Here is a 25,996-nt window from a genome sequence, read left to right as displayed (position 1 = left end):
TTTTGGCAGGCTCCAAGAGGATCGGGATATTCCACGATGGGACTTCCAAAAGATGTGTTCGACCGGGTCCGGGCGCGGCGAACGCAACTGGGCCTGGCGATCCGGGTCACGGTCGCGGCCACCGCGGCCTACGCGATCGCCACCGCGCTGCATCTGCTGCTGCCGCTCTGGGCGGTGCTGACCTCGCTGATCGTGACCCAGTTGAGCGTCGGGCGCTCGCTGAAGGCGACGCGCGATTACGTGCTCGGCACCATCGGCGGCGCCATCTATGGGGGCGCCATCGCGATCCTGATCCCTTATTCGACCGAGGCCGGCCTGTTGGGCCTGCTGGTGCTGGCGGTCGCGCCACTCGCCTTCGTCGCCGCGATCAACCCGAGCCTCAATGCAGCGACGGTCACCGCCATCATCGTGCTGCTGGTTCCGACGATGCATCATTCCGATCCCATGACATCGGCAATCGATCGGGTCAGCGAGGTCGGGGTCGGCGCAATCACGGGATTGCTGGTCTCGTTCCTGGTGCTGCCCTCGCGCGCGGTGCGCCAGATCCGCGCCAGCGCGGCAAGGCTGCTCGAGCTGATCGCGGACGCCTTCACCGAGCTGCTCGCGGGTCTCACGCGCGGCCGCGACAACGATGCGCTGCACCGGATCCAGGACGGCATCGGCACCGCGATGGTGGGCATGAATGCGATCGGTGCCGAAGCCGAGCGCGAGCGGGCCGCGCGCCTGTCAAGCGGGCCCGACACCGGTCCCTTGCTGCGAACGATCCTACGGCTGCGCCACGACGTCGTGATGATCGGCCGCTCGACCGTGGTGCCGTTGCCGGCCGAGGTGCAGATGCGGCTCGCCGCGCCGCTGGCGGAGGTCAGTGCGGCGATCGTGCGCTTTCTGCGCTCGGCGGCCGAAGCGTTGCGGGCTGGTGCCGGCGCGCCGCCGATTCATCCCGTGCACGTCGCGCTCCAGCATTACGCCGAGGCGGTTGCCGCCGTTCGCCAGGACGGCCTGATCCGCGGCCAGCCGAGCGACACCGCCGAGCGCTTCTTCGCGATCGGCTTCTCGCTGGAGCAGATGCACCAGAATCTCTGCGATCTCGATCGCGTCGTCGGCGAGTGGTCGGAAGCCTCGTCGGACAAGTCAGCGCGCTTGGCCGAGTGAGCTAGCGCCGCATCAGGTCCTTGCCCTGCATGCGCCAGACCAGCAAATCGATGCGGTCCTGGCCGAAGAACGGCTCGTTGTCGAACACGAAGGTCGGCACGCCCCAATGGCCGGAGGCGGCGTGGTCCTTCTCGTTCTCCGTGATCACCTGCTCGTAGCGATCAGGGTCCGCGGTGATTGCGGCATCCATCGCGGCGAGATCGAAGCCGGCCTTTTCGGCGCCGCGCCCGAGATGATCGCCTTCGTTCCAGCCCGACACCGAGCCGTCCCACAGCACGCGGGCGATTGCATCGGTGAATGCGAGCGAGCGTCCCTCGAGCTGCGCCATGGCACCAAGCCGGGTCAGACGGTGGATGTAGGGCTGCTCCGCCGCGACCTCGAACGTCACCTTGTGCTGCACGATCGGATCGGGCCTGGGAAAGCGGAACGGAATGCCTTCGTGCTGCGCCACGCGCGTGCTGTCGAGCACCACATAGCGAATGAAGTTCGGGCTGGCCTTCTTGAAAAACCCGGGCACACGGACTGCGAGCGGATAGACCGGCCGCAAATTCACCGTCAGATCGTAGGTTTCGACCAGGTTGAGCGTTTTCGGCGACGCCAGACAGCTGAACGGGCTGCGAAAGGAGTAGAAGAGGTCGACGGAGAGCGTCATCGGGCCGGCTCCACGAGCCGCCCCATCATGCTGCGGGCGACGAGCTTGTGGAAGGGCGTGATGAACGCGAGATAGGCGCGGCCCAGCCGATTGTTGGTCCGCACCAGCGTGGTCAGGGTGACGTGGCGCAGCACCGCTTCGCCGGCGACATCGACCACGATGCGGAAGTCGAGATGATAATCATTGAAGCCGGCGACCAGCTGCTCCGGCGTTTCGCTCAGCACCGGAAACAAGCCGATCGGGCCGCCCGGCGCTGGTGCGCCTTCACCCGATGTCTTCAATCCAAAGGGCCTCACGAGGATGTTGCGCAGGCGTGTCAGTGCACCGATCCAGCGCGGTCCGTGCAACACCATCCTGGTGCAGGCCTCGCGGGCATTCACCGGTGCTGTGCCGATCTCCACGCGAAAGGCGTCGATGAATTGCGCACCGGCCAGCAGCGTGCCGGCGTCGACATCGGGGATGACTTCGCGGACGGTCCCGTTCATCCCGCCAGTTTGCGCGTCAGCATCCGGAAGCGCAAGATCAGAAGTCCGGCATAGACGAACGATCCGATCGACAGTCCGATCCAGACACTGACCGCGCCGAAATCAGCGTGAAAAGCGAGCAACCAGGCGATGGGAAAGCCCACGCACCAGTAGCCGATCGCGGCGAATACCAACGTCATTCTGGTGTCATTGATGCCGCGCAGTGCGCCGCCCATGATGGTCTGGATGGCATCGGCGATGAAGAAGGTCGCGCCGACCAGCAGCAGCGTTGCAGTCAGCTCGACGGTCGCCATGCTCGCCTCGCCGCTGCCGAAGAACAGCCGTCCGAGCTCATAGCGGCCGAGAATGATTGCGACGCTGAGGGCCGAGACGAACGCGATCCCGATCACGGCTGCCACGAGACCTGCGCGCCTCACCGCAGCCGGGTCGCCCCGGCCGAAGGCGTGGCCGACCCGCACCGTGGCTGCCATGCCGATGCCGAGCGGGACCATGAACAGCACGGCGGTGACCTGGAGCGCGATCTGATGCGCCGCGAGCGCCGTGGTCGAGATCAACCCCATCAGCAGCGCCGCCGAAGAGAACAGGCCATATTCCAGCAGCAGTGAGAACGAGATCGGGGCGCCGATCGCGATGAGCTTGTGCATCAGGGGCCAGTCGATCCGCCAGAGATGGGCAAGCGGACGATAATCCGCGAACGGCTTGCGCAGCCCCGCAATGGCGAGCGTGGCGACGAACGTGCCGAGATTGACGATGGTGGTCGCAAGCCCTGCGCCGAACAGACCGAGCTCCGGCAGGCCGAACAGGCCGTGGATCAGGGCGTAGACCAGCGCGGCATTGACGGGGATCGCCGCGAGCGTGATCCATAGCGGGGCCTGCGGCCGGTTCACCGCGCTCATCATGCTGCGCAGCGCGATGAAGCCGAGTGCCGGCGCGATGCCCCAGGCCAGCCCATTCAGATAGCGCTGGGCGAGCGCGGCCGAGTGCGGCGCCTGACCGAGTGCGACCAGGATGTGCTCGCCATAGAGCGGGGAGGCCATCATCGGCAGCGAGATCAGCAAGGCGACCCACAAGCCGACGCGCAGAGAGCGGCGGATGCGCCTGACATCGCCGGCGCCGAAGGCTTGCGCGACCAGCGGCGACACCGCCGTCATCAATCCGAGCCCGAAGGTGAAGCTGACGAAATAGACCGTGTGCGCCAGCGCTGCTGCTGCGACCGCGCTCTCGCCGAGCCGCCCGATCAGCGCGAGATCGGTCGTGATCATCGCGATCTGCCCGAGCTGCGTCAGCATCATCGGCACGGCCAGCCGCAGCGTCGCGACGAATTCGTCGGCGAGAGGATTTGGCGGCACGCCGGCTTGCGGCTGCGAACGAGGCTGGACGGTGTCGAGCATGGCCGGGTCAATAGCACAGCCGGGCGACGAAAACATGGCTTGGTCTTCTCCCTCTCCCCTTGCGGGAGAGGGTGGCTCGCCGCAGCAGCGGCGAGACGGGTGAGGGGGATCTCTCCGCGTACGGCCCTCAAGCAGCAGGACTCGCTGAAGCAACCCCTCATCCGGCGCTATAGCCGATGCGAAGCTTCGGCGTTCTCAAAAACGGCGGCCAAAGGCCGCCTACGCCACCTTCTCCCACAAGGGGAGAAGGGAAGAAGCGCCTCAGCCCTTCCGTTCAGGCACGCGCCTGATCTTCGCGCCGAGCGCGTTGAGGCGCTCGTCGATGCGCTCGTAGCCGCGCTCGATCTGGTCGGCGTTGTTGATCGTGGAGGTGCCCTCGGCGCAGACGGCCGCGAGCAGCATGGCCATGCCGGCGCGAATGTCGGGCGAGATCATCGATGCACCGCGCAGGCGGCTGGGGCCGGCGATGATGGCGCGATGGGGGTCACAGAGCACGATACGCGCGCCCATCGCGATCAGCTTGTCGACGAAGAACATCCGCGATTCGAACATCTTCTCGAACATCAGGATCACGCCCTCGCATTGCGTGGCGGTGACGATCGCGATCGACATCAGATCGGCCGGGAAGGCCGGCCAGGGCTGGTCTTCCAGCTTCGGCACGTGGCCGCCAAAATCGTCCTGGATCTTCAGCGTCTGGTTTGATGGCACGATGAGATCGTCGCCCTCGATGCGGCAGACGATGCCGAGCCGTTCGAATCCCATGCGGATCGAGCGCAGATGCTCGACGCCCGCGCGCACGATGCGAAGCGGCGACCGCGTCACGGCCGCGAGTCCGATCAGCGAGCCGACCTCGATATGGTCGGGCTGGATCCGGTAGGTCGCGCCGCCCAGCGTCGCCGGACCGTGCACCATCATGGTGTTGGTGCCGATGCCCTCGATCCCTGCGCCGAGCGCGACCAGGAAGTTGGCGAGGTCCTGCACATGCGGCTCGGACGCGGCGTTGCGCAAATAGGTGGTGCCTTGGGCGGCGACGGCTGCGACCAGCGCGTTCTCGGTCGCGGTCACGCTGGGCTCGTCCAGGAACACGTCGGCGCCGGTCAGTTTCGAAGCGCGGAATTCGAGCCGGTCGGTCGCGGTGACCTTGGCTCCCAACTGCTCGAGTGCGAGCACATGCGTGTCGAGCCTTCGGCGGCCGATGACGTCGCCGCCGGGCGGCGGTAGCATCACTTCGCCGCAGCGGGCGAGCAGGGGGCCGGCGAGCAGGATCGAGGCGCGGATGCGCACGCACAGATCAGGATCGAGATCGGCGGCGCGGATGCTCTTGGCGTGAATATGAAGCGTGTTGCGGGCGGTCCATTCCGCCGCCGCGCCGACCGAGCGGATCAGCTCGACCAGCGTCTCGGTGTCGCGGATCCGCGGCACGTTCTCCAGCGTCACCGGATGCTCGGTGAGCAGGGCTGCCGCGATGATCGGCAGGGCCGCATTCTTGTTGCCGGAAGGCTCGATCGAGCCCGAGAGCCGGTGACCGCCCTCGACAATGTACTGGATGGGCGCCACGGGGTCTCTCGCTGTCGTGTTGGGTGGGCGGGTTTTCGAGGCGGAAACTACCGAGAATTGAGCGCGGGAGCAATTCTGCACTTGTCGCGAGGGCGGGGGAGGTTCAGCCGTGTCTCTACGTCATGGCCGGGCTTGTCCCGGCCATCCACGCCTTTGCCAGATGCACGGAGAACCTAGATGCCCGGGACAAGTCCGGGGCATGACGACCGTCCAAGCCATCCGATCTCAGATATCGATCGTCGCGCTCAGCGAATGTTCCTGGATGAAGTCGCGGCGCGGCTCGACCACGTCGCCCATCAGCTTGGTGAAGATGTCGTCGGCCTCGTCGACCTCTTTGACCTTCACCTGGAGCAGTGATCGCGCATTGACGTCCAGCGTCGTCTGCCAGAGTTGCTCCGGATTCATCTCGCCCAGCCCTTTGTAGCGCTGCAGCGAGACGCCCTTGCGGCCGGCGTCGGTGACGGCTTCGAACAGATCGACCGGGCCGTAGACCATGTGCTCGGTGTCCTTGCGCCGCAGCTTGCCGGGGCGGGCATAAACGTCCTGGAGCTTGACGGTGTACTCGTCGAGCTTGCGGGCTTCGACCGAGCCCAGGAACGCGTCATCGATGAGGGCGACGTCCTTGACGCCGCGCACGGTGCGCTCGAACTGGAAACCATGGCCTTCGACGTATTGACCGATCCAGCCGCGCTCGACCTCGTCGGCGAGCGTGTCGAGGCGGGCGGCGATGTATTGGGCTGCCGCGGCGGCTTTCTCCGGATCGCCGTAGATCGCCTTGTTGAGCACGCCGGTGATGGCGGCCTGCTCGATCACCTTGCGATTGTAGCGGGTGTGCAGGCTGCGCAGGACGCCGCGGACGGCGCGGGCGTCATCGACCAGCGAGCGCAGGTCGCGGCCGGTGCGATCGCCGCCGGTGCCGGGAATATAGACGCAATCGTCCAGCCCGGTATCGATCAGATAATCTTCCAGCGCCCGCTCGTCCTTCAGATATTGCTCGGACTTGCCGCGGTTGACCTTATAGAGCGGCGGCTGGGCGATATAGAGATAGCCGCCGTCGATGATCTCGCGCATCTGCCGGTAGAAGAAAGTGAGCAGCAGCGTGCGGATGTGGGCGCCGTCGACGTCGGCGTCCGTCATCACGATGATCTTGTGATAGCGCAGCTTCTCGATCGAGAATTCGTCGCTGATGCCGGTGCCGAGCGCGGTGATCAGCGTGCCGATCTGCTCGCTGTGCAGCATCTTGTCGGGACGCACGCGTTCGACATTGAGGATCTTGCCGCGCAGCGGCAGCACGGCCTGGAATTCGCGGTTGCGGCCCTGCTTGGCGCTGCCGCCTGCCGAGTCACCCTCGACGATGAAGAGCTCGGATTTCGCCGGGTCCTTCTCCTGGCAGTCGGCGAGCTTGCCGGGCAGCGAAGAGACCGAGAGCGGGCTCTTGCGCGTCAGCTCGCGCGCCTTTCGCGCGGCTTCGCGGGCAGCCGCCGCCTGGATCACCTTGCCGACGATCATCTTGGCTTCGGAGGGATGCTCCTCGAACCAGGCCTGCAGCGCCTCGTTGAGCACGTTCTCGACCACGGGGCGCACTTCCGAGGACACCAGCTTGTCCTTGGTCTGCGACGAAAATTTTGGGTCCGGCACCTTCACCGACAGCACCGCAGTGAGGCCTTCGCGGCAGTCGTCGCCGGTGAGCGCGATCTTTTCCTTTTTCGCGTTGGCCTCGGCATAGCCGTTGACCTGGCGCGTCAGCGCGCCGCGGAAGCCGGCGAGATGGGTGCCGCCGTCGCGCTGCGGGATGTTGTTGGTGAAGCACAGCACGTTCTCGTGGTAGCTGTCGTTCCACCACAACGCGGCCTCGACACCGATGCCGTTGGATTCCGCGCGCACCATGATCGGCGCCGGAACGATCGCCTTCTTGTTGCGGTCGAGATATTTGACGAATTCCTCGACGCCGCCGGAATAGTGCATCTCCTCGCGCTTCTCGACGGCGTGACGCATGTCGGAGAGGGCGATGTTGACGCCGGAATTGAGGAAGGCGAGCTCGCGCAGCCGGTGCTCCAGCGTGGCGAAATCATACTCGATGTTCTTGAAGGTTTCCGTCGAAGCCTGGAACGTCACCTCAGTGCCGCGCCTGCCGGGCGCGTCGCCGACCACCTTGAGCGGCGCGACCGCATCGCCATGGGCGAATTCGATGTAGTGTTCCTTGTTGTCGCGCCAGATGCGCAAGCCGAGCTTGCTTGACAGCGCGTTGACGACGGAGACGCCGACGCCGTGCAGACCGCCGGAAACCTTGTAGGAATTCTGGTCGAACTTACCGCCGGCATGGAGCTGGGTCATGATGACCTCGGCTGCCGAGATGCCTTCGCCCTTGTGGATGTCGACGGGAATGCCGCGGCCGTCGTCGCGCACGGTGACGGAATTGTCGGCGTTGAGGATCACGTCCACGCGCGTGGCGTGGCCCGCGAGCGCCTCGTCGATCGCGTTATCCACGACCTCGTACACCATGTGATGCAGGCCCGAGCCGTCATCGGTGTCGCCGATATACATGCCGGGACGCTTGCGGACGGCGTCGAGACCCTTGAGCACGCGGATCGATTCCGCCCCGTAATCGCTCGGATTTGAGGGTTCGTTTTCGGCAGGCGTCTGCCGAGCAGGTTCTGTCATGAGAGGCCTTCGAGATGTCGCCCGAATCAGCGGCGCAAAAGGCGCTGATATGCGGGCTATTTGTGCCACGAAAGACGGATTGCGCCTAGCGCAAAGTATCCCCCGGCAAGTCTTTGATTAAATAGAATTTTTTGGCCGATTTTCAAGGCCTTCGAAGCCCGATTCGGCGGCTTGGAAAAAGCGCGATTCGGGAAGCCGTTTCGGGCCGTGGAAGGCGTGGATTTTGCGGGGACGAGGGCGTTCCGAGGCGCCTGGAACGCCCCGGAACGGCCTTGCAGCTCAATACATCTGAAGCGGCAGCACATCTCCGTTTGGCCCCACCAGGAGGCCCCAGGCATCGCCGGCGGCCACTGTGAGAATCTCGGTGCGAGTGGGGCGTCCCGGCAGACGCAGCGCGTACTGGTACTTGCCTGGCGGCAGATCGAGCATCGGGCCTTTCGGCGATTGCGGACCGCCGGCGCCGGCCGCGATCTTTACGGTCTGATTGTTGATCGTCAGCGATGCTTCTTTCGGCCCCATATTGCCGAGCATCAGCCTGGCCTGTCCGGCCTTCGGCATGATGTCGGCCTTGGCCGCGGCCTGCGGATTTCGCTGCATCAGGCTGACCGTGGTCTCGTCTCGGGCGCGGCCAAGCTTCAGCACGGCCGGCCCCTGCGGCGAGGTGAACGCGAGCTCCGCCCGCTCGGCCGTCACGATCGCGCCGTCGGCCTTCTCTTGCCAGCCCCGATTGGTCAGCTCCGCGCGATAGAAGGCGAGGACCTCGCCAAGCTCGGCGGGGATGCTGGCTTCGAGCTCGGTCCGGAACGACTGGTCGCTGCCGGGAAATTTCGTGGAGCTGATGCCGGTCGAGCTGTGCTGCGTCGGCACCGGCAGGGCCGAATCGGGATCGGGCGTGAGCGGCTCCTTCGATTTGGTCTGGACCGCCTTGGCTTGGGTCGATTTGGCCTCGACGGGCTTCGCCGCGGCGACGACCAGACCGGAGCCGTTGGCGCTAACGTTCACCTTCGGTCCCATCTGCATCACGGTCATCGAGATCGACTTGCCGCTCTTTGCGAACTCCATCACCGCCATGTTGGGCTGATTGATGACGGAGGGCTGCTCTTTCCAGCCCGCTGGCTTGAGCGATGCGCGATAGAACGCAGTGAGCGCCTTCACGCTCGAGGTCGAGGAGAACTCGAGCCTGCCCTCGTCGCTCTCGAACTTCACACCCTCGGCGTTTTCAGGCAGCGGCACCGGAATCTTGCTGTCGGCCTGCGCGTTGAGCGGCGCGTCGGACAATGCGGCCGCCTGCACCTTGCGCCTGGCTTCGTCGGCGGTGATGAGCTGCTTGGCCGCACCTAACGCATCCCCAAGGAACTTGTCGTCCGCCTCTTTCTTCGCCTTGGCACGGGCGGCAAGCGCGGAGTCCTTCACCTGCGCGGTCAGGCTGACCATGGTGAAATCATATTTGCGGCCAAGCCGCAGCACGCCGGTTTCCTCCGCCGAAGAGATCTTGATCGCGACCTCGTCACCGGGTGCGAGCTGCGCGCTGCCGTCCTCCTGCCAGCCGCGCGCGGCGAACTCGCGGTGATAGAAGGCGAGCACGGCCGGCAGCTCGGCCATCGCGGCGGCCGACATTTCGCGCTTGTTGTCGCTCGCGCCGCCGAGCCCCCTGGCCGTCTTGGTCGGGCTCGGCCGCGGCAGGCCGGCCAGATCGCTATCGGCTTTGAGCTCGCTCGGCAGCGCGAAGGGGGCGACCCGGATATCGACATTGGTGCGGCCATCGTCGCGGCGCGTCAGCGTCAGCATCACGGGCTTCTGCTGATAGAAGCCGGTCTCCTTGCTATCGGCATGCGCGTAGAACGCGCGCAGGCCGTTGGGAACGGTTTCATTCAGGCTGGTGGTCCAGCGTGCGGCGGTTTCCGGCGTGAGCTTCTGCCAGCCGATCGCAGCCATCTGGCTGCTGTAGAAATCCGACGTTGCATCGAGCGGCGTCGGCGCGATGCAGCCGAGATAGGGCCGGGTCCCGTCGAACACGATGTCACTTGCGCCTTCCGGAAATGGCACGTTCCCGTACATCCGGTCGGTGGTGTAGTAAACCACGGACTGGTCGGGCCGGCCGAGCGCCTGCGTGAAATGAACGGAAAGGCCTTGTCGTCCCTTCCTGAACTTCAGCAGGCTGCTTTTCTCCTCAAGCGGCATCACATAGGGCACCCATCCGTTGTCGCGCAGGAGCTTTTGGACCGCGGGCAGCGTCACGGCCTGCCGCATCGGTACGCGATATTCGACGCTATAGGGATCGGGGCGCGAAATGTCTTCCACCGCACCTTCGAGCTGGGGCAGCGCGTGGACGTCGACGATGCCCTCGTCGGCGCCGGCCGCGATCGAGCAGCTCGCCATCAGGGAGAGACCGCATGCAAGCAGCCGCCATCGTGCCGGGACTTGCATCCCGCGCGGGATCATCGCCATCGTTACGTCTCCAGGATGCCGCGCGGCGCTTGGGCGCGCGCGATTGCAACGGCTGCGACACCGTCGGCGGGTCTCAAACGAGAAGTCGCGGCAGGAACCGGGCAGGTTCAAAGATCCGGACGGCTCAATACAGCTGGAGCGGCGACCATGCCTCGCCGTCGCGCCCGATGGTGAGCTCCCAGGCGTCGCCGGCTGCGACGGTGAGGATATTGCTGTGGGCCGGACGGCCGGGTACGTTCAGTTCGTAGGAATATCTGCCGGGCGCCAGATCCAGCGAGACGGCGTTAGCGCCGGCCGAGCGCTTGATGATGTGCGCGTTGATCCCGAGCACGGCTTCCGTCTCGCCGATGTTGCTGAACACCAGCTTCGCCTGGCCCGGCTCGGGCATGACGTTCGCCCGGGTTGCAGTATCCGAGTTCTTCTGCACGAGATGAACCAAGGTGCTGCTGCCCTTGCGGCCGAGCTCCAGCATCGCCGGACCGAGCGGAGATGCGAACGCGAGCTGGACGTGATCGGCGGAGACGACGGCGCCATCGTGCTGCTCCTGCCAGCCGAGCTTTCCGAGCTCCCTGCGGTAGAAGGCTAGGACGTCGCCGAGTTCGGCGGGCACGGTGGCCTCGAGCTTGACCCGAAGCGGCGCTTCGACGCCCCGCATCAGGGTGGTGTGGATTCCTCGAAAGCTGTAGCGGGTCGGTGCGAGCAGCCTGGCATCGGGATCCGGCGTGAGATCGGCGGAAAACAGCGCCGCGAGATGCGGCATCCCGGCGCCGGCCCTTGCAGCGAGCATGCAGATCGCGAGCAGGACGAGGCCGCACGCAAACGCCCGCCATCGTGCCGGAGCTTGCGCCCCGGACCTTGCCGTCCGCATCTCACTCTCCAGGGGTCTCGCGCGGCATGTCATTGCGCGATTGCAAAACGGCTGCGACGCCGTCGGCGCGGCCTCCGGCAACTAGTCGCGGCAGAAATGGGGCCGGTTCAACGGCGGCGACTAGCGCCGGGCCGATACCTGTCCGCTTTCGACGTCAAAGATCTCGCCCCCGGCGCCGATCTCGGCGAAGGCGGCAGGGTCTGCGCCGGTCAACCACACCTGCGCGCCGAGCTTGCGCAGCTCGTCGAACAGCGCCGCGCGCCTGCCGGGATCCAGATGCGCGACGACCTCGTCGAGTAGCAGCAGCGGCACGATGCCGGTCATCTCGGCGACCAGGCTCGCATGCGCCAGCACCAGCCCGATCAGCAACGCCTTCTGCTCGCCGGTCGAGGCATCGCGCGCCGGCATGCTTTTCGGCGCGTAGATCACCTGCAGATCGGTGAGATGCGGACCATCCGTGGTACGGCCGGCGATGGCGTCACGCGGACGGTTGTCGCGCAGGATCTGGCGGTAGCGGTCCTCGACCGACGTCGCGGTCTCCGTCAGCAGCGCGTTCTCCATCCAGCCGTCGAGCGCGATCTGCGCCGAAGGGAAGGCGGAGGCCTGCGCGCGAGCGTTCAGCATGCCGGTCAGACGCGCCGCGGTCTGGCCGCGGGTTGCGGCGACCGCGACCGCAAGCTCCGCGGTCTCACGCTCGATCGCGTCACACCAATGGTCGTCGTAATTGCGCGTCTCGAGCAGTCGGTTGCGCGAACGCAGCGAACGTTCGAGCGCGGAGATGCGGCTGGAATGGTCGCTGTCGATGGCGAGCACCAGGCGGTCGAAGAAGCGCCGCCGCTCGGACGCCGCTCCCATGAACAGCCCGTCCATCGCCGGCGTCAGCCATACCATGCGGATGTGGTCGCCGAACGCCGCCGCCGAATTGACCGGTTCGCGGTCGATGCGGCAGCGCCGGCTGACCGGGCTATCTGCGCACGGCGGATCGATGCCGGTGCCGAGCGTGGCAAGGCCCAGCGCGCCCTCGACCTGTGCCGACACCGCCCAGGAGCCGTCGCCCTGATTGTCGGCGACGTCGTCCAGCGTCGCACGCCGCAGGCCGCGTCCCGGCGACAGGAACGAGATCGCCTCGATGCAATTGGTCTTGCCCGCTCCGTTCGGCCCGACCAGGACCACCATGTCGGCCGCCGTCTCGAGCCCCGCCGCCCGGTAATTACGAAAATGCGTCAGCGTCAGGCGATGAATGCGGGAGGGGGTCATCAGATCTTTGTCGTGGCCGCGATTCTTCCCCTCTCCCCTTGTGGGAGAGGGTGGCGCCTCACAAGGTGAGGCGACGGGTGAGGGGTATCTTACCGCTCGGCGAGCTTTGCAAGGATGTCCTCCAATACAGAAGTGGGTCGCTGGAGCACGTCGTTGTTCCAGTAGCGCGCGATGACAAAGCCTTCGGCGAGAGAGCTGCGTCACGCGCTGCATCGCGTCGTGATTCTCCGTGCTGACCGCCGTCGATCTCGATCACCAGGCGCTTCTCAAAGCAGACGAAGTCGAGAATGTAGGTGTTGAACGGGACCTGCCGGCGAAACTTGAAAGCGGAGAGTTGCCGGTGCCTGAGCAGGCGCCACATTGCCGCTTCCGCATCCGCCGGTTCGTGCCGCATATTCTTCGCGAATTGGCGAAGACGTTTGGAGACTGGCCGATGGGATGGTTCCTGCGGCACGAACCCCTCACCCGACTGAGTATGTATCCGCCCGTGGAGATGCCCTCTCCCACAAGGGGAGAGGGCGCAGCAACGTGCATTGCGCTTGTTTCGGCAGGCGAAGCTGTAGCTTCCCCCTCTCCCCTTGTGGGAGAGGGGGGCTTCGCGCAGCGAGGCCGGGTGAGGGGTTGTCTCTGCATAAAAGGTGTCGCGAGAGGAGGACCACGTCCCTCACACCCGCATCGGCATCAGCACGTAGAGCGCGCTCTTGTCGTCGCGGTCTTGCACCAGAGTCGGTGAGCCCGGGTCGGCGAGCCGGAGCGTTGCGACGTCGCCTTCGATCTGGGCGGCGATGTCGAGCAGATAGCGGGAGTTGAAGCCGATATCGAGGGCGTCGGAGGCGTATTCGACTTCGAGCTCTTCGGTCGCGCTGCCGGAATCCGGATTGGTCACCGACAGCACCAGCTTGCCCGGCGACAGCGAGAGTTTCACGGCTCGCCCGCGCTCGCTGGAAATCGTCGAGACGCGGTCGACCGCGTTCTCGAAATCCTTCTTGTCGACGACGAGCTCCTTGTCGTTGCCCTGCGGAATCACGCGGCCGTAATCGGGGAAGGTGCCGTCGATCAGCTTCGAGGTCAGCACCACATTGCCGATGGTGAAGCGGATCTTGGCCTGCGACAGCTCGATCGTGACCTCGGCCTCGTTGTCCTCGATCAGGCGCTGCACCTCGCCGACCGTCTTGCGCGGCACGATCACGCCGGGCATGCCCTCGGCACCCTTGGGCTGCACCAGGTCGAGCTGGGCGAGGCGGTGGCCGTCGGTGGCGACGCCGCGCAGGGTGGCGGCTTTGGCGGAGCCCGCGGCATGCAGGTAGATGCCGTTGAGATAATAGCGGGTCTCCTCCGTGGAGATCGCGAACTGGGTGCGATCGATCAGCCGCTTGACGTCCTTGGCGGCGAGGCTGAACGAATGCGACATGTCGCCGGCGGCGAGATCCGGGAAATCGTTTTCCGGCAGGGTCTGCAGCGTGAAGCGGGAGCGCCCGGCACGGATCGCCAGCACGGCGCGGTCGCCGTCGGCTTCGAGCACGATCTGCGAACCATCCGGCAGCTTGCGCACGATGTCGTAGAACATGTGCGCCGGCACGGTGGTCGAGCCCGCGGTCGCGGTTTCCGCCGCGAGCGTTTCCGTGACCTCGAGGTCGAGGTCGGTCGCCTTCAGCGACAATTTCGCGTTTTCGGCCCTAACAAGCACGTTGCCGAGGATCGGAATCGTGTTGCGGCGTTCGACCACGCGGTGGACGTGGCCCAGCGACTTCAGGAGTTGCGCGCGTTCGACCGTAACCTTCATTGCACTACTCGCCCGATCCCCAAGGAAACACAAATCTGGAAAAGCCGGGCGGCGGGACGCGCGCCACGGCACCGAAGACCCCGGAAAGCCGGATCATCCAGCCGATATGACCAAAGCCGTCAGGGTCGCGCAAGGTGGCGCGGATGGCCCCCGGATTCAAGGGATTGCGGGCAGTTCCCCACGATTTACCTATGTTTCCGCAACGCGCTGAACGCCTCGCCGGCCAGGGACGTCTCTGCGCCCGTCACGGCCGGGCTTGTCCCGGCCATCCACGTCTGGGTTCGCGGTCCTAAGAACGTGGATGCCCGGGACAGGCCCGGGCATGACGACCTCCGATGCAGCTTGGATGTGGTCGCACCCGCGCAGAAGCAAATAGGCGTTTATTCCTGAAGCTGGCGCTTGAGCGATTCGACCTCGTCCGACAGCGCCGTGTCCTTGGAAACCAGGGCCTCGATCTTGCGCACGGCGTGCAGCACCGTGGTGTGGTCGCGCCCACCGAAGCGGCGGCCGATCTCGGGGAGCGATCGCAAGGTCAGCGTCTTGGCGAGATACATCGCCACCTGGCGCGGACGGACCACGTTGGCGGTCCGGCGCGAGGACAGGAGATCGGAGCGGCTGACATTATACTGCCGTGCCACCACGCGCTGGATGTCCTCGATCTTGATCCGCTTCGGTTCCTGCGGCCGGATCAGGTCGCGCACCTCGTGCTCCGCCATCTCCAGCGTCACCGGCCGATTGTTGAGCTTCGAATGCGCGAGCAGGCGGTTGATCGCGCCTTCGAGATCCCGGCCGTTATGGGTGATGGCGCGGGCCAGATAGGTCAGCACCTCCTCCGGCACCTCGAAGGTCGCATGATGGGCGCGGGCGGCTGCGACGCGCGACTTGAGAATACCGTGCCGCAGCTCCTCGCCGAGCGAGGCCATCTCGACCACGAGGCCGCCGGCCAGCCGCGAGCGCACGCGGTCGTCGAGGCTTTCGAGGTCGGACGGCGGACGGTCGGCCGCGATCACGACCTGGCGGCCGGCATCGATCAGCGCGTTCAGCGTGTGGCAGAACTCGGCCTGGGTCGACTTGCCCTGCAGGAACTGGAGATCGTCGATCACGAGCACGTCGATGCCGCGCAACGCTTCCTTGAAGGCGAGCGCCGTCTGCGTCTTCAGCGCGGCGACGAAGCCGTACATGAATTTCTCGGCGGTGAGATAAAGCACCTTGCGCTCGTTGCCGGAATTGCCGGCCCAGGTCACCGCCTGCAAGAGATGCGTCTTGCCGAGGCCGACACCCGCATGGATGTAGAGCGGATTGAACATGACGGGATCGCCGCGACGACCCTCGGCGACCTGACGCGCAGCCGCATGCGCCAGCGTGTTGGAACGGCCGACGACGAAGCTCGCAAACGTCAGGCGCGGATCGAGCGGCGAGCCGCCGAGTGCATCATGATTGGCCGAGACCGGCGCGGTCGCGGTCGAGCGCAGCTCCGGCGCAGGCGAGCGGCGCGTTTCGACCGGCGCGGGCGCTTCCTTCTGCTGCACCACGGGGCGCACGGCCGAGCGCACGGTGAGATCGATGCGATGCACTTCCGGCATCTCGGCCTGCCAGCACGACAGCACGCGCTCGGCATAATGGGCCTGGATCCAGCTCTTCAGGAAGCGGGTTGGCACCGACAGACGCACGCTCTCGTCCTGGACGCCTTCCAGATCCATGCGCGCGAACCAGCTCGTATAGACGTCCTCGCCTACGTTCGAGCGCAGCCGACTCTTCACGCGTGACCAGCGATCCTGTTCCGGGGTTGTCATCATTTGAGAACTTTTCTTGAGAGATAAGGTTGCGTGGTGAGCGCCATGCTGAGTTCCTGCCAGGGATACCTGCTCAGGGATATTTGCGATGGCGGGACCTCAAGCGATTTCACCTGCAGGCATGGCTCGACCGTTCGGCGGAAACGCCGCGTCCGATCAGCAATGTCTAGAGATGGAGGGGTCGCGAGGTCAGCGCGTACTCGGCGCTCCGTTACACGCGGGAGGCTTGATGTCCGACGGATCTAAAACGGCATCGCTGGAAGTCGAAATGCTGGAAGTCGAAATGTGTTTCAATACCGCGTTGAGTTCGTAAGACATGATACCTCCCCGTCCTGCCGTGATTGCTCACGACAAGGTCCTGCGTGTCCAAACGACACCCGCTTCGTAGTCGGATGCCTGCCCGTGTACTCGTCGTCCGCTCGGCTTCGCCATCATGCCTGTCGGGGCAGCTTTCAAGATGTCTCTTAAGCGCGAGAGAAAGATCCCGCTTGGAGACATTCAGACAAAGAGCTACCGTTCCCACATTGCTGTGGGTTTTGATCCGACAATCGCTTGTTGAAGCGTCGCCTACGTGCACACCGCCGCCGATTTGCACGCTCGCCCCGTTTCCGATACCGCGCTGGTCTCAAGATCGTGGGCGCCGCTGACGTCTTAAGGAATACACTATGCGGAAAGACTCGCAACGGAATTGATTCACACTTGAGGCATCAAAAATCTTGATCTGCGTTAACGCCACGCGGCACTTGTGCACAGGCTTCAGAGCAAGTTTTTGGATTCGTGCACAGAATCGAAGATGCCGCGTCCGATGTGACAATTCTCCGCCACCGCCAAAAATTTTTTACAAAAGCGTCACGCGCGCGACGCGCGGGTGAATTTTCCAAATGCTTGGCCTCACTATGTCGATAAGTTGTTAGCGAGCCATCGTTTTTTGAGTCTCGTTTCACAGGGTAACTCCATCGCGTGACGCGATCCGGGGAAACTACGGTGTGCAGAACTCGCAAGCCCGCGAATTCAACTTGCGCCCGCCTCGCAGGGGCTTTTTGCACCGCGGTGCAAGTTTCCGCTGTTGCAAAACCATTCGCAGGTAAAACTACGGACGCGTCATGGTGCAAGCGCCGCAATCCTCCGATCGAAGGTCGTTCGACGCGTGACTGCTTGCGTGAATATGACGGGCAACAAAAAAGCCCGGCGTGAGGCCGGGCTATTTGACGCGTGCGATGTGATCGCCCGATCGAACGACTCGATCGGACGGCGTGCCAGAACGCTCGCGAGTTTACTTGGCGAGCTTGGCGATCTGCGCGGTGAGCCGCGAGACTTTGCGGCTGGCATTGTTCTTGTGAATGATGTTTCGCTGCGCGGCGCGCATCAAGGCGGGCTCGGCATTCGCCAGCGCCGTCACGGCAGCGGCGCGGTCGCCGGTCTTGATCGCTTCTTCGACGTTACGTACGGCACCGCGCATCTGGGTGCGGCGCGACTTGTTGACAGCGGTGCGGCGGGCGATCTTGCGCGTCGCTTTCTTGGCGGAAGTGGTATTGGCCATGGTCTCAATGTCCTTTGCGGGTACCGGTCGCGTCTTCGTCGGGTAGCGCCGGCTTGCTTGACCGCGTAATCGACGCTCGGAATTAGGGTGTTCGGTTGCTAGGCTGTTCCCGGAACATGAGCGACGGCCTTGCGGCTGCCTCTGAGGCCCAAGGAGCCTCTCAGCCCAAGAAGCCTCTAAGCCCAAAGAGCCTGCATCTGCTCAAAGAACAGCGGCGGCAGGATTGCGCCCGCCGCCAGTTGGCGCCCTTATAGAGAGGGTCTTCGGCACCGTCAACGCTTTCCCGGGCTGCAAAAGCAGCCCCTCAGAGCCGGGATGAGTGCCGTAACGCCCTGAAGAGGTTGAATTTCTGCCGTCTCCCTTGTATTGGCTGGCGGCGTTCCGAGGGTCGTCCGATCGGACGACTATATAGGGTGAGGCATGATCCGCGGCTTTTTCCGACTGATTGGGCTGTTGCTGCTCGCCGGCGGGTTCATCTTCATGGTCTATGATGGCGCCCGCTGGGTGGCCGACCAGACCCTGCGGTTCACCCGCTTCGGCCAGTTCTGGAACGACATCAATCAGGCCAGCCAGACGGCATTCCGGACCTGGGTTGAGGCCAAGGCGCCCTGGCTGTGGACCTCGGTGATCCGCCTGGTGCTGGATCAGCCGGTTTTCGCCGTCCTCGGCATTCTCGGCATCCTCCTGATGATCCTGTTCCGCCCGCGCAAGCCGTTGATCGGCTATTCCCGGGATTGAGCTTTCGAGCATGCCGCGCTGTAACAGGGCTGCCGCTCCGTGCGTAAAGACCTATATTCCCACCTGATCGCGAGCACGCCGCCTGAGTAATTAGCCCAGGCGATGCACGGCTCGTTCGGAGATCCGTCCATGGTGTTCATGCGCAAGACCACCGCATTGCCGAGCGCCGCGGAAGCGCTGCCGGGCCGTGCGCAAGCCATTCCGACCGCGACCACCCATTTCGTCAACGGCGCGAAGTTGCAGCCGCCTTATCCCGCCGGTCTCGAGCAGGCGGTGTTCGGGCTCGGCTGCTTCTGGGGCGCCGAGCGCAAGTTTTGGGAGCTCGGCGACGGCGTTTACACGACTGCTGTCGGCTATGCCGGCGGCCACACGCCGAACCCGACCTATGAAGAGACCTGCTCGGGCCGCACCGGTCACACCGAAGTGGTGCTGGTCGTGTTCGATCCCACCAAGGTGTCGTACGAGAAGCTATTGAAGACGTTCTGGGAGAGCCACAACCCGACGCAGGGCATGCGTCAGGGCAACGACGTCGGCACGCAGTACCGGAGCGCGATCTACACCTATTCAGACGCGCAGAAGAAAGCGGCCGATCAATCGAAGGCGCTCTATCAGAAGGCGCTTGCTGCAAAAGGTCTCGGCACCATCACCACCGAGATCGCACCCGCCGGCGAATTCTACTTTGCCGAGGACTATCATCAGCAATATCTGGCCAAGAATCCCGCCGGCTATTGCGGCCTGGGCGGCACCGGCGTGTCCTGCCCGATCGGCGTCGGTGTGAGCGCGTAAGCTGGTCCCTCGTCATGGCCGGGCTTGTCCCGGCCATCCACGATATTTCGTGCGGCACCAAGAACGTGGATGCCCGGGAAGAGCCCGGGCATGACGGAGTGTTTGGTACCATTGCCAAGCCACCCGCCCCCTCAACGCTTTATTAACCATAACCGGTGCATCACTGGATCTGTCTCGTTTCGAGGGATAAGTCCGGTGCCGGTTGCACGCGCGTTTCGATGGTCGATCTCGGCAGCATCCCTGGCAGCGTCCGCCGCGCTGACCCTTGGCGGCTGCATGCAAACCGCTGGTCCCGTCGCCTATGTGCAGCCGCGCGCCGATCTCGATTCGATGGTCTATGGCCAGCCGTACAACGCGCCGCAGCCCGCCGTCGTCGGCAGTGGCGGCGGTGCCATCGCAGCACTCAGCAATTCCTTTGCCTCGCCTGCGCCCATGCCGGTCGGTTATGCCGCGCCGATGGCGGCGCCTGTTCGCTACGATGCCTCCTATCATCTCGACGCCGGCGACAAGCTGCGCGTGGTTGTCTACGGCCAGGAAGGTCTCACCAACAGCTACGCAATCGACGCCGGCGGCTCCATCACCATGCCGCTGATCGGCGGCGTGCCGGCACGCGGCCGCACCCCCGCGGGTCTTGCCGGCGAGATCGCCGCAAGGCTGCGCAACGGCTACATTCGCGAGCCCTCGGTCGCCGTCGAGATCGAGGCCTATCGTCCGTTCTTCATTCTCGGCGAAGTCTCCGCGCCCGGCCAGTATCCTTACGTGCCGAACATGACGGTCGAAAGCGCCGTCGCGATCGCCGGCGGCTTCTCGCCCCGCGCCAAGCGCGACGTGGTCACCGTCACGCACACCGAAGCCGGCGGCGCCATGCGCGCCGTGGTGCCGCTCGGCACCCCCTTGAGCCCCGGCGACACCGTGTTTGTCGGCGAGCGCTGGTTCTAGAGCGTTTTCGAGCGAAGTGGATACCGGTTCGCGTAAAGAAAACGCGTCAGAAAAGAATCTAGAGCCTCGGTTCTGATGCAATCAGAACCGAAGCTCTAGCTCACCGCCTGAAATCCAGACGCCCGTTCGGAAAACATCCGTCGATCCTGGTGGCGTCGACCACCAGTCCAACCCATGGCCGTGTGATCGCCGGGTTGGTCAGGTTGATATATTTCCCGACCAGGCGACCCGCGCGATCACGCGCCGTATCGATCAGCCCGTGCCGGCGGCCATGGTCCCAGTCGAAGCGGAGGAAAATGCGCTCGCCTGCGACCCGCACCTCCGCGCGTCCTTCTTTCCAGGCTTGCGGCGTATCGCCGGCAATGGTCGGATCTGCGCCGCCATTCCAGCGGCTGGCCCAGATGCCGTCGAGCGGGTCTGACTGTGCCGCGATAATTGCCCATGCCGCCGCGTTGACGTCAGCCGCATCGCCGGCAAGCGCGGCGGTTGCGGCATAGTCCATGACGTCGCGATCATCAGGCGCGGGCACGTCCATGGTGCCGAACGGATTGCGGATGACGATGTTCGTATTGGCCTGCTGCATCATGATCTCCCGGCGCGAATTGGCTTGATCAGCCAGCTCTATCGCCGGGCAGCAGGATGCAGCCACCCGATTCCTGCTCGTCATCCGGGGCGCGCGAAGCGCGAGCCCGGAATGACAGCGAAGACAGCCGCGCGCGCTACGATTTCAAATGCTTCGCGAAAAATTCCATGCTGCGCGGCCAGGCGATGTCGGCGCTGGCCTTGTCGTAGCTCGTCCGCTCGTCGCAATGGAAGCCGTGCTGCGCGCCCGGATAGACGAAGACCTCCACGTCCGGCCGCTTCGTCTTGATGGTCTCGACGTCGGTCAGGGGAATGCCGGCATCCTTCTCGCCAAAGTGCAGCTGTGTCGGAACTTTTGGTGTCTCGTCGGCATAGCGCACGACGGCGCCGCCGTAATAGCCGATCGCGGCCTTCAGGCCCGACAGCCGCGTCGCCGCGACGAAGGCGATGCTGCCGCCCAGGCAAAAGCCGATGATGCCGACCGGGCCGACGCTCTTCACCGCATCGATCGCCGCCTGCGTGTCGCGCAGCATCGCGTCCCAGTCCGGACTGGCGACGAACTTGCGCGCTTCCGCGATCTCGTCGGGCGAGTAGCCGGACTGGAAGCCCGGCGAGGTCCGGTCGAAGATCGACGGCGCGATCGCGACATAGCCTTCCCCGGCGAGGCGATCGCAGACCGAGCGGATGTGATGGTTGACCCCAAAAATCTCCTGGATCACCACCACCGCGCCCTTCGCCGTGCCGGCGGGGTCAGCGCGATAGGCACTGAGCTGGAATTTGTCGGAGGCCGTCAGCTTGATGTCCTGTCGCACGCGGGTTGTCCTTTTGGTTAGTCTTCGATTGCGGGTTCCGCTCGTTCCACAAACTCGTCATGCCCGGGCGTAGCCGTCCGAAGGACGGCGTCGCTTCCGCTCGCCTATGTCCCGGGCATCCACGTTCTTGGTGCGGTAGGAAAGATCGTGGATGGCCGGGACAAGCCCGGCCGTGACGATGTGGCAGCTCCAACGCATGATGGCGCAGAGACGATTGCTCTGCGTCATGAAAAGCCACTCTCACTCCCACATCCAGTTCTCGCCATAATCCTCCTTCCAGCCCGCCAGCCGTCCGTGGCGGAATTGCAGGAACAGGCGGTGACGGGTGGGGATCAGTCTGCTGCCGCCGATGTTGCGAAGGGCGAGATAGATCTCGTTGCCGGGGCGTCCCCGCACATATTGCAGCGGTTGCCCCAGCGCCCGCGCAGTCTGGTCGGCATCCATGCCGAAAGCGAGCGGCGTGTTGTTCGACAAGGTCGCGACGAAGGGCAGGCGGGGCAATGTCCCGCCGAGTTGCTCGGCTTGCGCGGATGCTGACAGCAACACCGCGCCCGCAGCCAATATAGCTCGCTTCATCGCCACTGTTCCTGTCCGACCTATTCCGGCAAGTTCTTCAGGAAAGGCAGCACCGCGTCAACAAAAGCCTGTGGCTGGTCGATGTTGACGGCGTGTCCGGCGGCGGGGATCACGACTTTTTGTGCGCCGGGAATTTTCGCGGCCATGTAGTCCGAGGCAGCTAGGAACGGCGTGTCGTCGGCGCCGACCACGATCAGGCTGGGCACCTTGATCTCCGGCAGCAGCTCGATCACCTTCGCATCGCGCTGGGTCAGCATGCCGCGTGCGGCGAGCGCCAATCCCCTGGCATCGCGATGGCTCGCGGTGGCGCGCTCGCGCGTTGCCGCCTTCAGCACGTCGAGCCCTTCGCGATCGAATTTGTCGGCAGTGGCGAGCGCGCGCGCATTCCAGGCCTCGCGTGCATCGTCCTTCTTGAAGCCGGGGCCGGTGTCGATGATCAGCAGCGCGCGGACGCGCTTTGGATGCGCGCGAGCGAAGGCAAGCGACATGTAGCCGCCGAGCGAGAGCCCGCCAATGATGGCGCGCTCCGTGCCGACCACATCGAGGATCGCGGCGATGTCGCCGACGGTGAGTGCTTCGCTGTAAGCGGCGGGATCGTCGGGATAGTCGGACTGGCCGTGACCGCGCATGTCCCACAAGATCAGCTTGTGATCCCGGGCAAGTGCCTCGACCTGCCCATGCCACATTGCCGAAGTCGATGAGTAGCCGTGGGTGAGCAGCAGCGGCCAGCCCTCGCCATGAACCTCGTAATGGATTCCAACGCCGTCCCGATCGATCTTAGGCATTGCATCCACCTTATTATCTTGTCTTCCCCCATCTTAACGCGCCGGGTTACTCGGAGGAAACTGCCTGAATGCGATGGCCTGCCTGCTTGGCGTGCACTCTGTTGCGTTCAGCCGCTGCATCACCGCTGTTCTCGCAACGCACAAGATGCGCGCGCCTCGTTTGTTTCGATCGATTCCAAATTGCATTTGCCTCCGCGCCTGAACGCGATCATTCTTGCGATCAAGGCTGGCGCCGGCCCGGTGGGCGTCCGCTACTCAAGTTGCCGCCGTAAGCGGCTTCATGCACCGGCAGGGGAAGACGCCTATGCCAACTCTCACCATCAACGGGCGGAGTCTGTCCGTGGATGCGGCGAACGACACGCCGCTCCTCTGGGCGATCCGCGAGCAATTGCAGATGACCGGCACCAAATTCGGCTGCGGTGCCGGCCTGTGCGGGGCCTGCACCGTGCACGTCAACGGTGAAGCCGTGCGTTCGTGCCAGACCATGGTCGGCGATGTCGCCGGCAAGAAGATCACCACCATCGAAGGCCTCGCCGCCAAGGGCGACCATCCCTTGCAGAAGGCATGGATCGCCGAACAGGTGCCGCAATGCGGCTACTGTCAGTCCGGTCAGATCATGCAGGCGGCCTCGCTGCTGGCGAAGAATCCCAACCCGACCAAGGAAGAGGTCGTGGCGCATATGGACGGCAATCTTTGCCGTTGCATGACCTATTCGCGGATCCAGAAGGCAATCATGCGCGCCGCAACCGAGATGCGCACCGCATCCGCCTCCGGCAACGAGCGGAGGCCCACATGAACAAGCACGTGAACAACGTTGCGCCCGAGGCGACCGATCTCAGCCGCCGCTCCTTCCTGGTCGGCACAGCGGCCGCCGGCCTCGTGCTCGGCTATGCCGGCGTGCCCGGCATCGGTGAGGCGCTTGCGGCGCCTTCGAACTTCGAGCCGAGCGTTTGGTACGCGATCGCGCCCGATGGTCTCGTCACCGTCACCTGCGGCAAGGCCGACATGGGCCAGCACATCGCCTCCACCATGGCGCAGATCGTGGCCGAAGAGCTGGGCGCGAAGTGGAGCGACATGCGCGTACAGCTTGCCTCCAACGATCCGAAGTTCAACGATCCCGTGTTGGGCGCTCAGATCACCGGCGGCAGCTGGTCGACCATGATGAACTTCGAGGCCATGAGCCGCGCCGGCGCTGCCGGGCGGATGGCGTTGACAGAAGGCGCGGCCGCCGCGATGGGCGTGCCGGCGTCGGAGCTCGTGGTGCGCGATTCCATGATCTCGCACCCGAAGTCGAAGAAGGCGATGTCCTTCGCCGATGTCGTCAAGAGCGGCAAGGCGACAAAAACCTTCACGCCGGACGAGCTGAAGGCGATCAAGCTGAAGACGCCGGATCAATACACCATGATCGGCGTGTCGGTGCCGCAGCTCGACATTCCCTCCAAGACCAACGGCACGGCCAAATACGGCATCGACGTGATGCTGCTAGGCATGGCCTATGGCGCGGTCGTGCCGCCGCCCGTGCGCTTCGGCGCCACGGTGAAATCGGTCGACGACAGTGCCGCCAAGAAAGTGCCGGGCTTCATCAAGGCCGTCACCCTCGACGACAAGACCGGAACGACCTCGGGCTGGGTCGTCGCGGTCGCCGGCACATATGCCAACGCCAAGAAGGCGGCGCAGGCGCTCAAGATCGCCTATGACGGCGGTCCAAACGCGAAGGTGTCGAGCCAGTCGCTGCTCGACGAGGCCATGCGGCTTCAGAAGCAGGAGGATTCCGGCCAGTTCTTCGTCAAGGACGGCGATCCCGCGGCGGCGTTCGGCACGGCGGCCAAGGTGCTGGAGGCGGAGTACACCACCAGCATCAATATCCATGCGCCGATGGAGCCGATGAACGCCACTGCGGAGTTCAAGGGCGAGATCCTGCACATCTATTCCGGCAACCAGTTCGCAACGCGCTCCGGCGCGATCGCGGCGGGTGCGGCCGGGATCGATCCGAAGTTCGTGGTCATGCATCAGATGTGGCTCGGCGGCGGCTTTGGCCGCAGGCTCGATGCCGACATGATGATTCCGGCGGTGCAGGCGGCGAAGGCCATCGGCAAGCCGGTGAAGGTGATCTATACGCGCGAGAACGACATGACGATGGATTTCTCGCGTCCGCTCACCTACCAGAAAGTGAAGGCAGGCGTGGACGGCGACGGCAAGCTCATCGCGCTCAGCCACGACGTGGTTTCGGCGTGGCCGACCCAGCGCTGGGGAATACCCGATTTCCTGACGCCCTCGGTCGACAAGAAGGGTCCGCTCGACTCCTTCACGGTGAACGGGGCCGACTTCTTCTACACCGTGCCCAACCATCATGTGCGCGCGATCAAGAACGAGATGGCGCACAACGCGACGCCGTCCGGCCAGCTCCGCTCGGTCGCGCCGGGCTGGACCTTCTGGGCGGTCGAAAGCATGATCGACGAGATCGCGGCGGCGGCGGGCAAGGACCCCGCGCAGTTCCGCATCTCGCTGCTCGACGGCGCCGGCAAGAACGACGGCGGTGCGCAGCGGCTGCGCAATACGCTGCTCGCCGCGATGGGTCTTGCCGGCTACGGCACCAGGAAGCTGCCGAAAGGTGAGGGCATGGGCGTGGCCTGCGTCTCGTCGCAGGAACGCGCGACCGCAAGCTGGACGGCCTGCGTCGCTCACGTCGCCGTGGCGCCATCGGGCGAAGTGACCGTGAAGAAGCTCACGGTCGCCACCGATGTCGGCACGCAGGTGCATCCCGACAACATCCGCGCCCAGGTCGAGGGTGCGGCGCTGTGGGGCCTGTCACTGGCGATGTACGAGAAGGCGACGCTGAAGGACGGTGGCATCGAACAGACCAATTTCGACAGCTACACGCCCTTGCGCATGAGCCAGGTGCCGGAGGTCGCGATCGCCGTGATCGCCAATGGCGAAAAGGCCACTGGCGTCGGCGAACCCGCGGTGACAGTGATCGCACCCGCGATCGGCAATGCCATCTTCAACGCCTCGGGCGCCCGCGTCCGGGCCCTGCCGATCACGGCCGAAGCCGTGAAGGGCGCGATGAAGGCGTAAGGCTGGTTGCGATTGTTGACCTGACATGATCCGCCGGGGGCAGCCCCCGGCGGATTCGTCGTTAAAAAAGCCCTGTGTTTGCAACCACATCTCTACTGTGCATGGGGTTGTTTTCG

The 25,996-nt window shown here is 64.8% G+C and carries 21 protein-coding genes and 1 pseudogene; 6 read left to right on the top strand and 16 right to left on the bottom strand.

Features of this window, described 5'->3' with window-relative positions:
- Nucleotides 1–36: 36 nt before the first annotated feature.
- Entirely contained in the window at nucleotides 37–1,152 is a 1,116-nt protein-coding gene (locus IVB36_RS30800; protein ID WP_018455829.1) for an FUSC family protein, read from the top strand.
- A 1-nt stretch (nucleotide 1,153) separates the two neighbouring features.
- On the opposite strand, the gene IVB36_RS30795 is transcribed toward IVB36_RS30800, so the two are convergent.
- The 12 genes and pseudogenes from IVB36_RS30795 to rpsT all read right to left on the bottom strand — a co-directional run bounded on the left by IVB36_RS30795 (nucleotide 1,154) and on the right by rpsT (nucleotide 17,587).
- Nucleotides 1,154–1,804 carry a 2-hydroxychromene-2-carboxylate isomerase gene (locus tag IVB36_RS30795; protein WP_247394103.1) on the bottom strand — a complete coding sequence of 217 codons (651 nt, stop codon included), beginning with the start codon at nucleotides 1,802–1,804 and terminating at the stop codon, nucleotides 1,154–1,156.
- Complete coding sequence (locus IVB36_RS30790; protein ID WP_018455831.1) at nucleotides 1,801–2,289, bottom strand: DUF2867 domain-containing protein; 489 nt, start codon at nucleotides 2,287–2,289, stop codon at nucleotides 1,801–1,803. The genes IVB36_RS30795 and IVB36_RS30790 overlap by 4 nt, the downstream gene beginning before the upstream one ends.
- Nucleotides 2,286–3,680, bottom strand: a complete 1,395-nt coding sequence (locus IVB36_RS30785; protein ID WP_018455832.1) for an MATE family efflux transporter — start codon at nucleotides 3,678–3,680, stop codon at nucleotides 2,286–2,288. The genes IVB36_RS30790 and IVB36_RS30785 overlap by 4 nt, the downstream gene beginning before the upstream one ends.
- A gap of 261 nt (nucleotides 3,681–3,941) precedes the next feature.
- Entirely contained in the window at nucleotides 3,942–5,237 is a 1,296-nt protein-coding gene (gene murA, locus IVB36_RS30780; RefSeq protein WP_247295895.1) for a UDP-N-acetylglucosamine 1-carboxyvinyltransferase, read from the bottom strand.
- Between the two features lie 225 nt (nucleotides 5,238–5,462).
- A complete protein-coding gene (gene gyrB, locus IVB36_RS30775) occupies nucleotides 5,463–7,898 on the bottom strand; it encodes a DNA topoisomerase (ATP-hydrolyzing) subunit B (protein WP_018455834.1) in 2,436 nt (811 codons plus the stop codon).
- Between the two features lie 279 nt (nucleotides 7,899–8,177).
- Nucleotides 8,178–10,346 carry a hypothetical protein gene (locus tag IVB36_RS30770; protein ID WP_247394100.1) on the bottom strand — a complete coding sequence of 723 codons (2,169 nt, stop codon included), beginning with the start codon at nucleotides 10,344–10,346 and terminating at the stop codon, nucleotides 8,178–8,180.
- A 124-nt stretch (nucleotides 10,347–10,470) separates the two neighbouring features.
- Nucleotides 10,471–11,214, bottom strand: coding sequence for a hypothetical protein (locus IVB36_RS30765; protein ID WP_026233034.1), 744 nt, complete (start codon nucleotides 11,212–11,214; stop codon nucleotides 10,471–10,473).
- Nucleotides 11,215–11,334: 120 nt separating this feature from the next.
- Nucleotides 11,335–12,471 carry a DNA replication/repair protein RecF gene (gene recF / locus IVB36_RS30760; protein ID WP_018455838.1) on the bottom strand — a complete coding sequence of 379 codons (1,137 nt, stop codon included), beginning with the start codon at nucleotides 12,469–12,471 and terminating at the stop codon, nucleotides 11,335–11,337.
- 89 nt (nucleotides 12,472–12,560) lie between these two features.
- Nucleotides 12,561–12,925, bottom strand: a pseudogene (locus IVB36_RS30755) (DUF559 domain-containing protein).
- Nucleotides 12,926–13,135: 210 nt separating this feature from the next.
- Nucleotides 13,136–14,254, bottom strand: a complete 1,119-nt coding sequence (gene dnaN / locus IVB36_RS30750; protein ID WP_007598262.1) for a DNA polymerase III subunit beta — start codon at nucleotides 14,252–14,254, stop codon at nucleotides 13,136–13,138.
- 380 nt (nucleotides 14,255–14,634) lie between these two features.
- Nucleotides 14,635–16,047 (bottom strand): chromosomal replication initiator protein DnaA, encoded by a 1,413-nt coding sequence (gene dnaA, locus IVB36_RS30745; protein WP_026233035.1) that lies wholly within the window; start codon nucleotides 16,045–16,047, stop codon nucleotides 14,635–14,637.
- Nucleotides 16,048–17,320: 1,273 nt separating this feature from the next.
- Entirely contained in the window at nucleotides 17,321–17,587 is a 267-nt protein-coding gene (rpsT, locus tag IVB36_RS30740) for a 30S ribosomal protein S20 (protein ID WP_007598259.1), read from the bottom strand.
- A gap of 420 nt (nucleotides 17,588–18,007) precedes the next feature.
- On the opposite strand from rpsT, the gene IVB36_RS30735 reads away from it, so the two are divergent.
- The 3 genes from IVB36_RS30735 to IVB36_RS30725 all read left to right on the top strand — a co-directional run bounded on the left by IVB36_RS30735 (nucleotide 18,008) and on the right by IVB36_RS30725 (nucleotide 20,050).
- Nucleotides 18,008–18,325, top strand: coding sequence for a hypothetical protein (locus IVB36_RS30735; RefSeq protein ID WP_007616084.1), 318 nt, complete (start codon nucleotides 18,008–18,010; stop codon nucleotides 18,323–18,325).
- Between the two features lie 129 nt (nucleotides 18,326–18,454).
- Nucleotides 18,455–19,111 (top strand): peptide-methionine (S)-S-oxide reductase MsrA, encoded by a 657-nt coding sequence (msrA, locus tag IVB36_RS30730; RefSeq protein ID WP_026233037.1) that lies wholly within the window; start codon nucleotides 18,455–18,457, stop codon nucleotides 19,109–19,111.
- A gap of 195 nt (nucleotides 19,112–19,306) precedes the next feature.
- Nucleotides 19,307–20,050, top strand: a complete 744-nt coding sequence (locus tag IVB36_RS30725; protein ID WP_018455842.1) for a polysaccharide biosynthesis/export family protein — start codon at nucleotides 19,307–19,309, stop codon at nucleotides 20,048–20,050.
- 100 nt (nucleotides 20,051–20,150) lie between these two features.
- On the opposite strand, the gene IVB36_RS30720 is transcribed toward IVB36_RS30725, so the two are convergent.
- The 4 genes from IVB36_RS30720 to IVB36_RS30705 all read right to left on the bottom strand — a co-directional run bounded on the left by IVB36_RS30720 (nucleotide 20,151) and on the right by IVB36_RS30705 (nucleotide 22,805).
- A complete protein-coding gene (locus tag IVB36_RS30720; RefSeq protein WP_026233038.1) occupies nucleotides 20,151–20,633 on the bottom strand; it encodes a hypothetical protein in 483 nt (160 codons plus the stop codon).
- Between the two features lie 136 nt (nucleotides 20,634–20,769).
- The gene (locus IVB36_RS30715) at nucleotides 20,770–21,444 is read right to left on the bottom strand and encodes a dienelactone hydrolase family protein (RefSeq protein ID WP_018455844.1); all 675 of its coding nucleotides are present in this window, start codon (nucleotides 21,442–21,444) and stop codon (nucleotides 20,770–20,772) included.
- Nucleotides 21,445–21,684: 240 nt separating this feature from the next.
- Nucleotides 21,685–22,020, bottom strand: a complete 336-nt coding sequence (locus IVB36_RS30710; protein ID WP_026233039.1) for a hypothetical protein — start codon at nucleotides 22,018–22,020, stop codon at nucleotides 21,685–21,687.
- A 20-nt stretch (nucleotides 22,021–22,040) separates the two neighbouring features.
- Nucleotides 22,041–22,805: an alpha/beta fold hydrolase gene (locus tag IVB36_RS30705; RefSeq protein ID WP_018455846.1), complete on the bottom strand. Its 765-nt coding sequence runs from the start codon at nucleotides 22,803–22,805 to the stop codon at nucleotides 22,041–22,043.
- 304 nt (nucleotides 22,806–23,109) lie between these two features.
- Here IVB36_RS30705 and IVB36_RS30700 point away from each other — a divergent pair, with 304 nt between their 5' ends.
- Nucleotides 23,110–23,601: a (2Fe-2S)-binding protein gene (locus tag IVB36_RS30700; protein ID WP_007616069.1), complete on the top strand. Its 492-nt coding sequence runs from the start codon at nucleotides 23,110–23,112 to the stop codon at nucleotides 23,599–23,601.
- The gene (locus IVB36_RS30695; protein ID WP_247394098.1) at nucleotides 23,598–25,880 is read left to right on the top strand and encodes a molybdopterin cofactor-binding domain-containing protein; all 2,283 of its coding nucleotides are present in this window, start codon (nucleotides 23,598–23,600) and stop codon (nucleotides 25,878–25,880) included. The genes IVB36_RS30700 and IVB36_RS30695 overlap by 4 nt, the downstream gene beginning before the upstream one ends.
- Nucleotides 25,881–25,996: the final 116 nt, after the last annotated feature.

This window comes from Bradyrhizobium sp. 35, assembly GCF_023073215.1.
Classification (GTDB): Bacteria; Pseudomonadota; Alphaproteobacteria; order Rhizobiales; family Xanthobacteraceae; genus Bradyrhizobium; species Bradyrhizobium canariense_D.
Note: the sequence above shows the minus strand (reverse complement) of the source record. Positions and strands in the feature narration are given on the sequence as shown.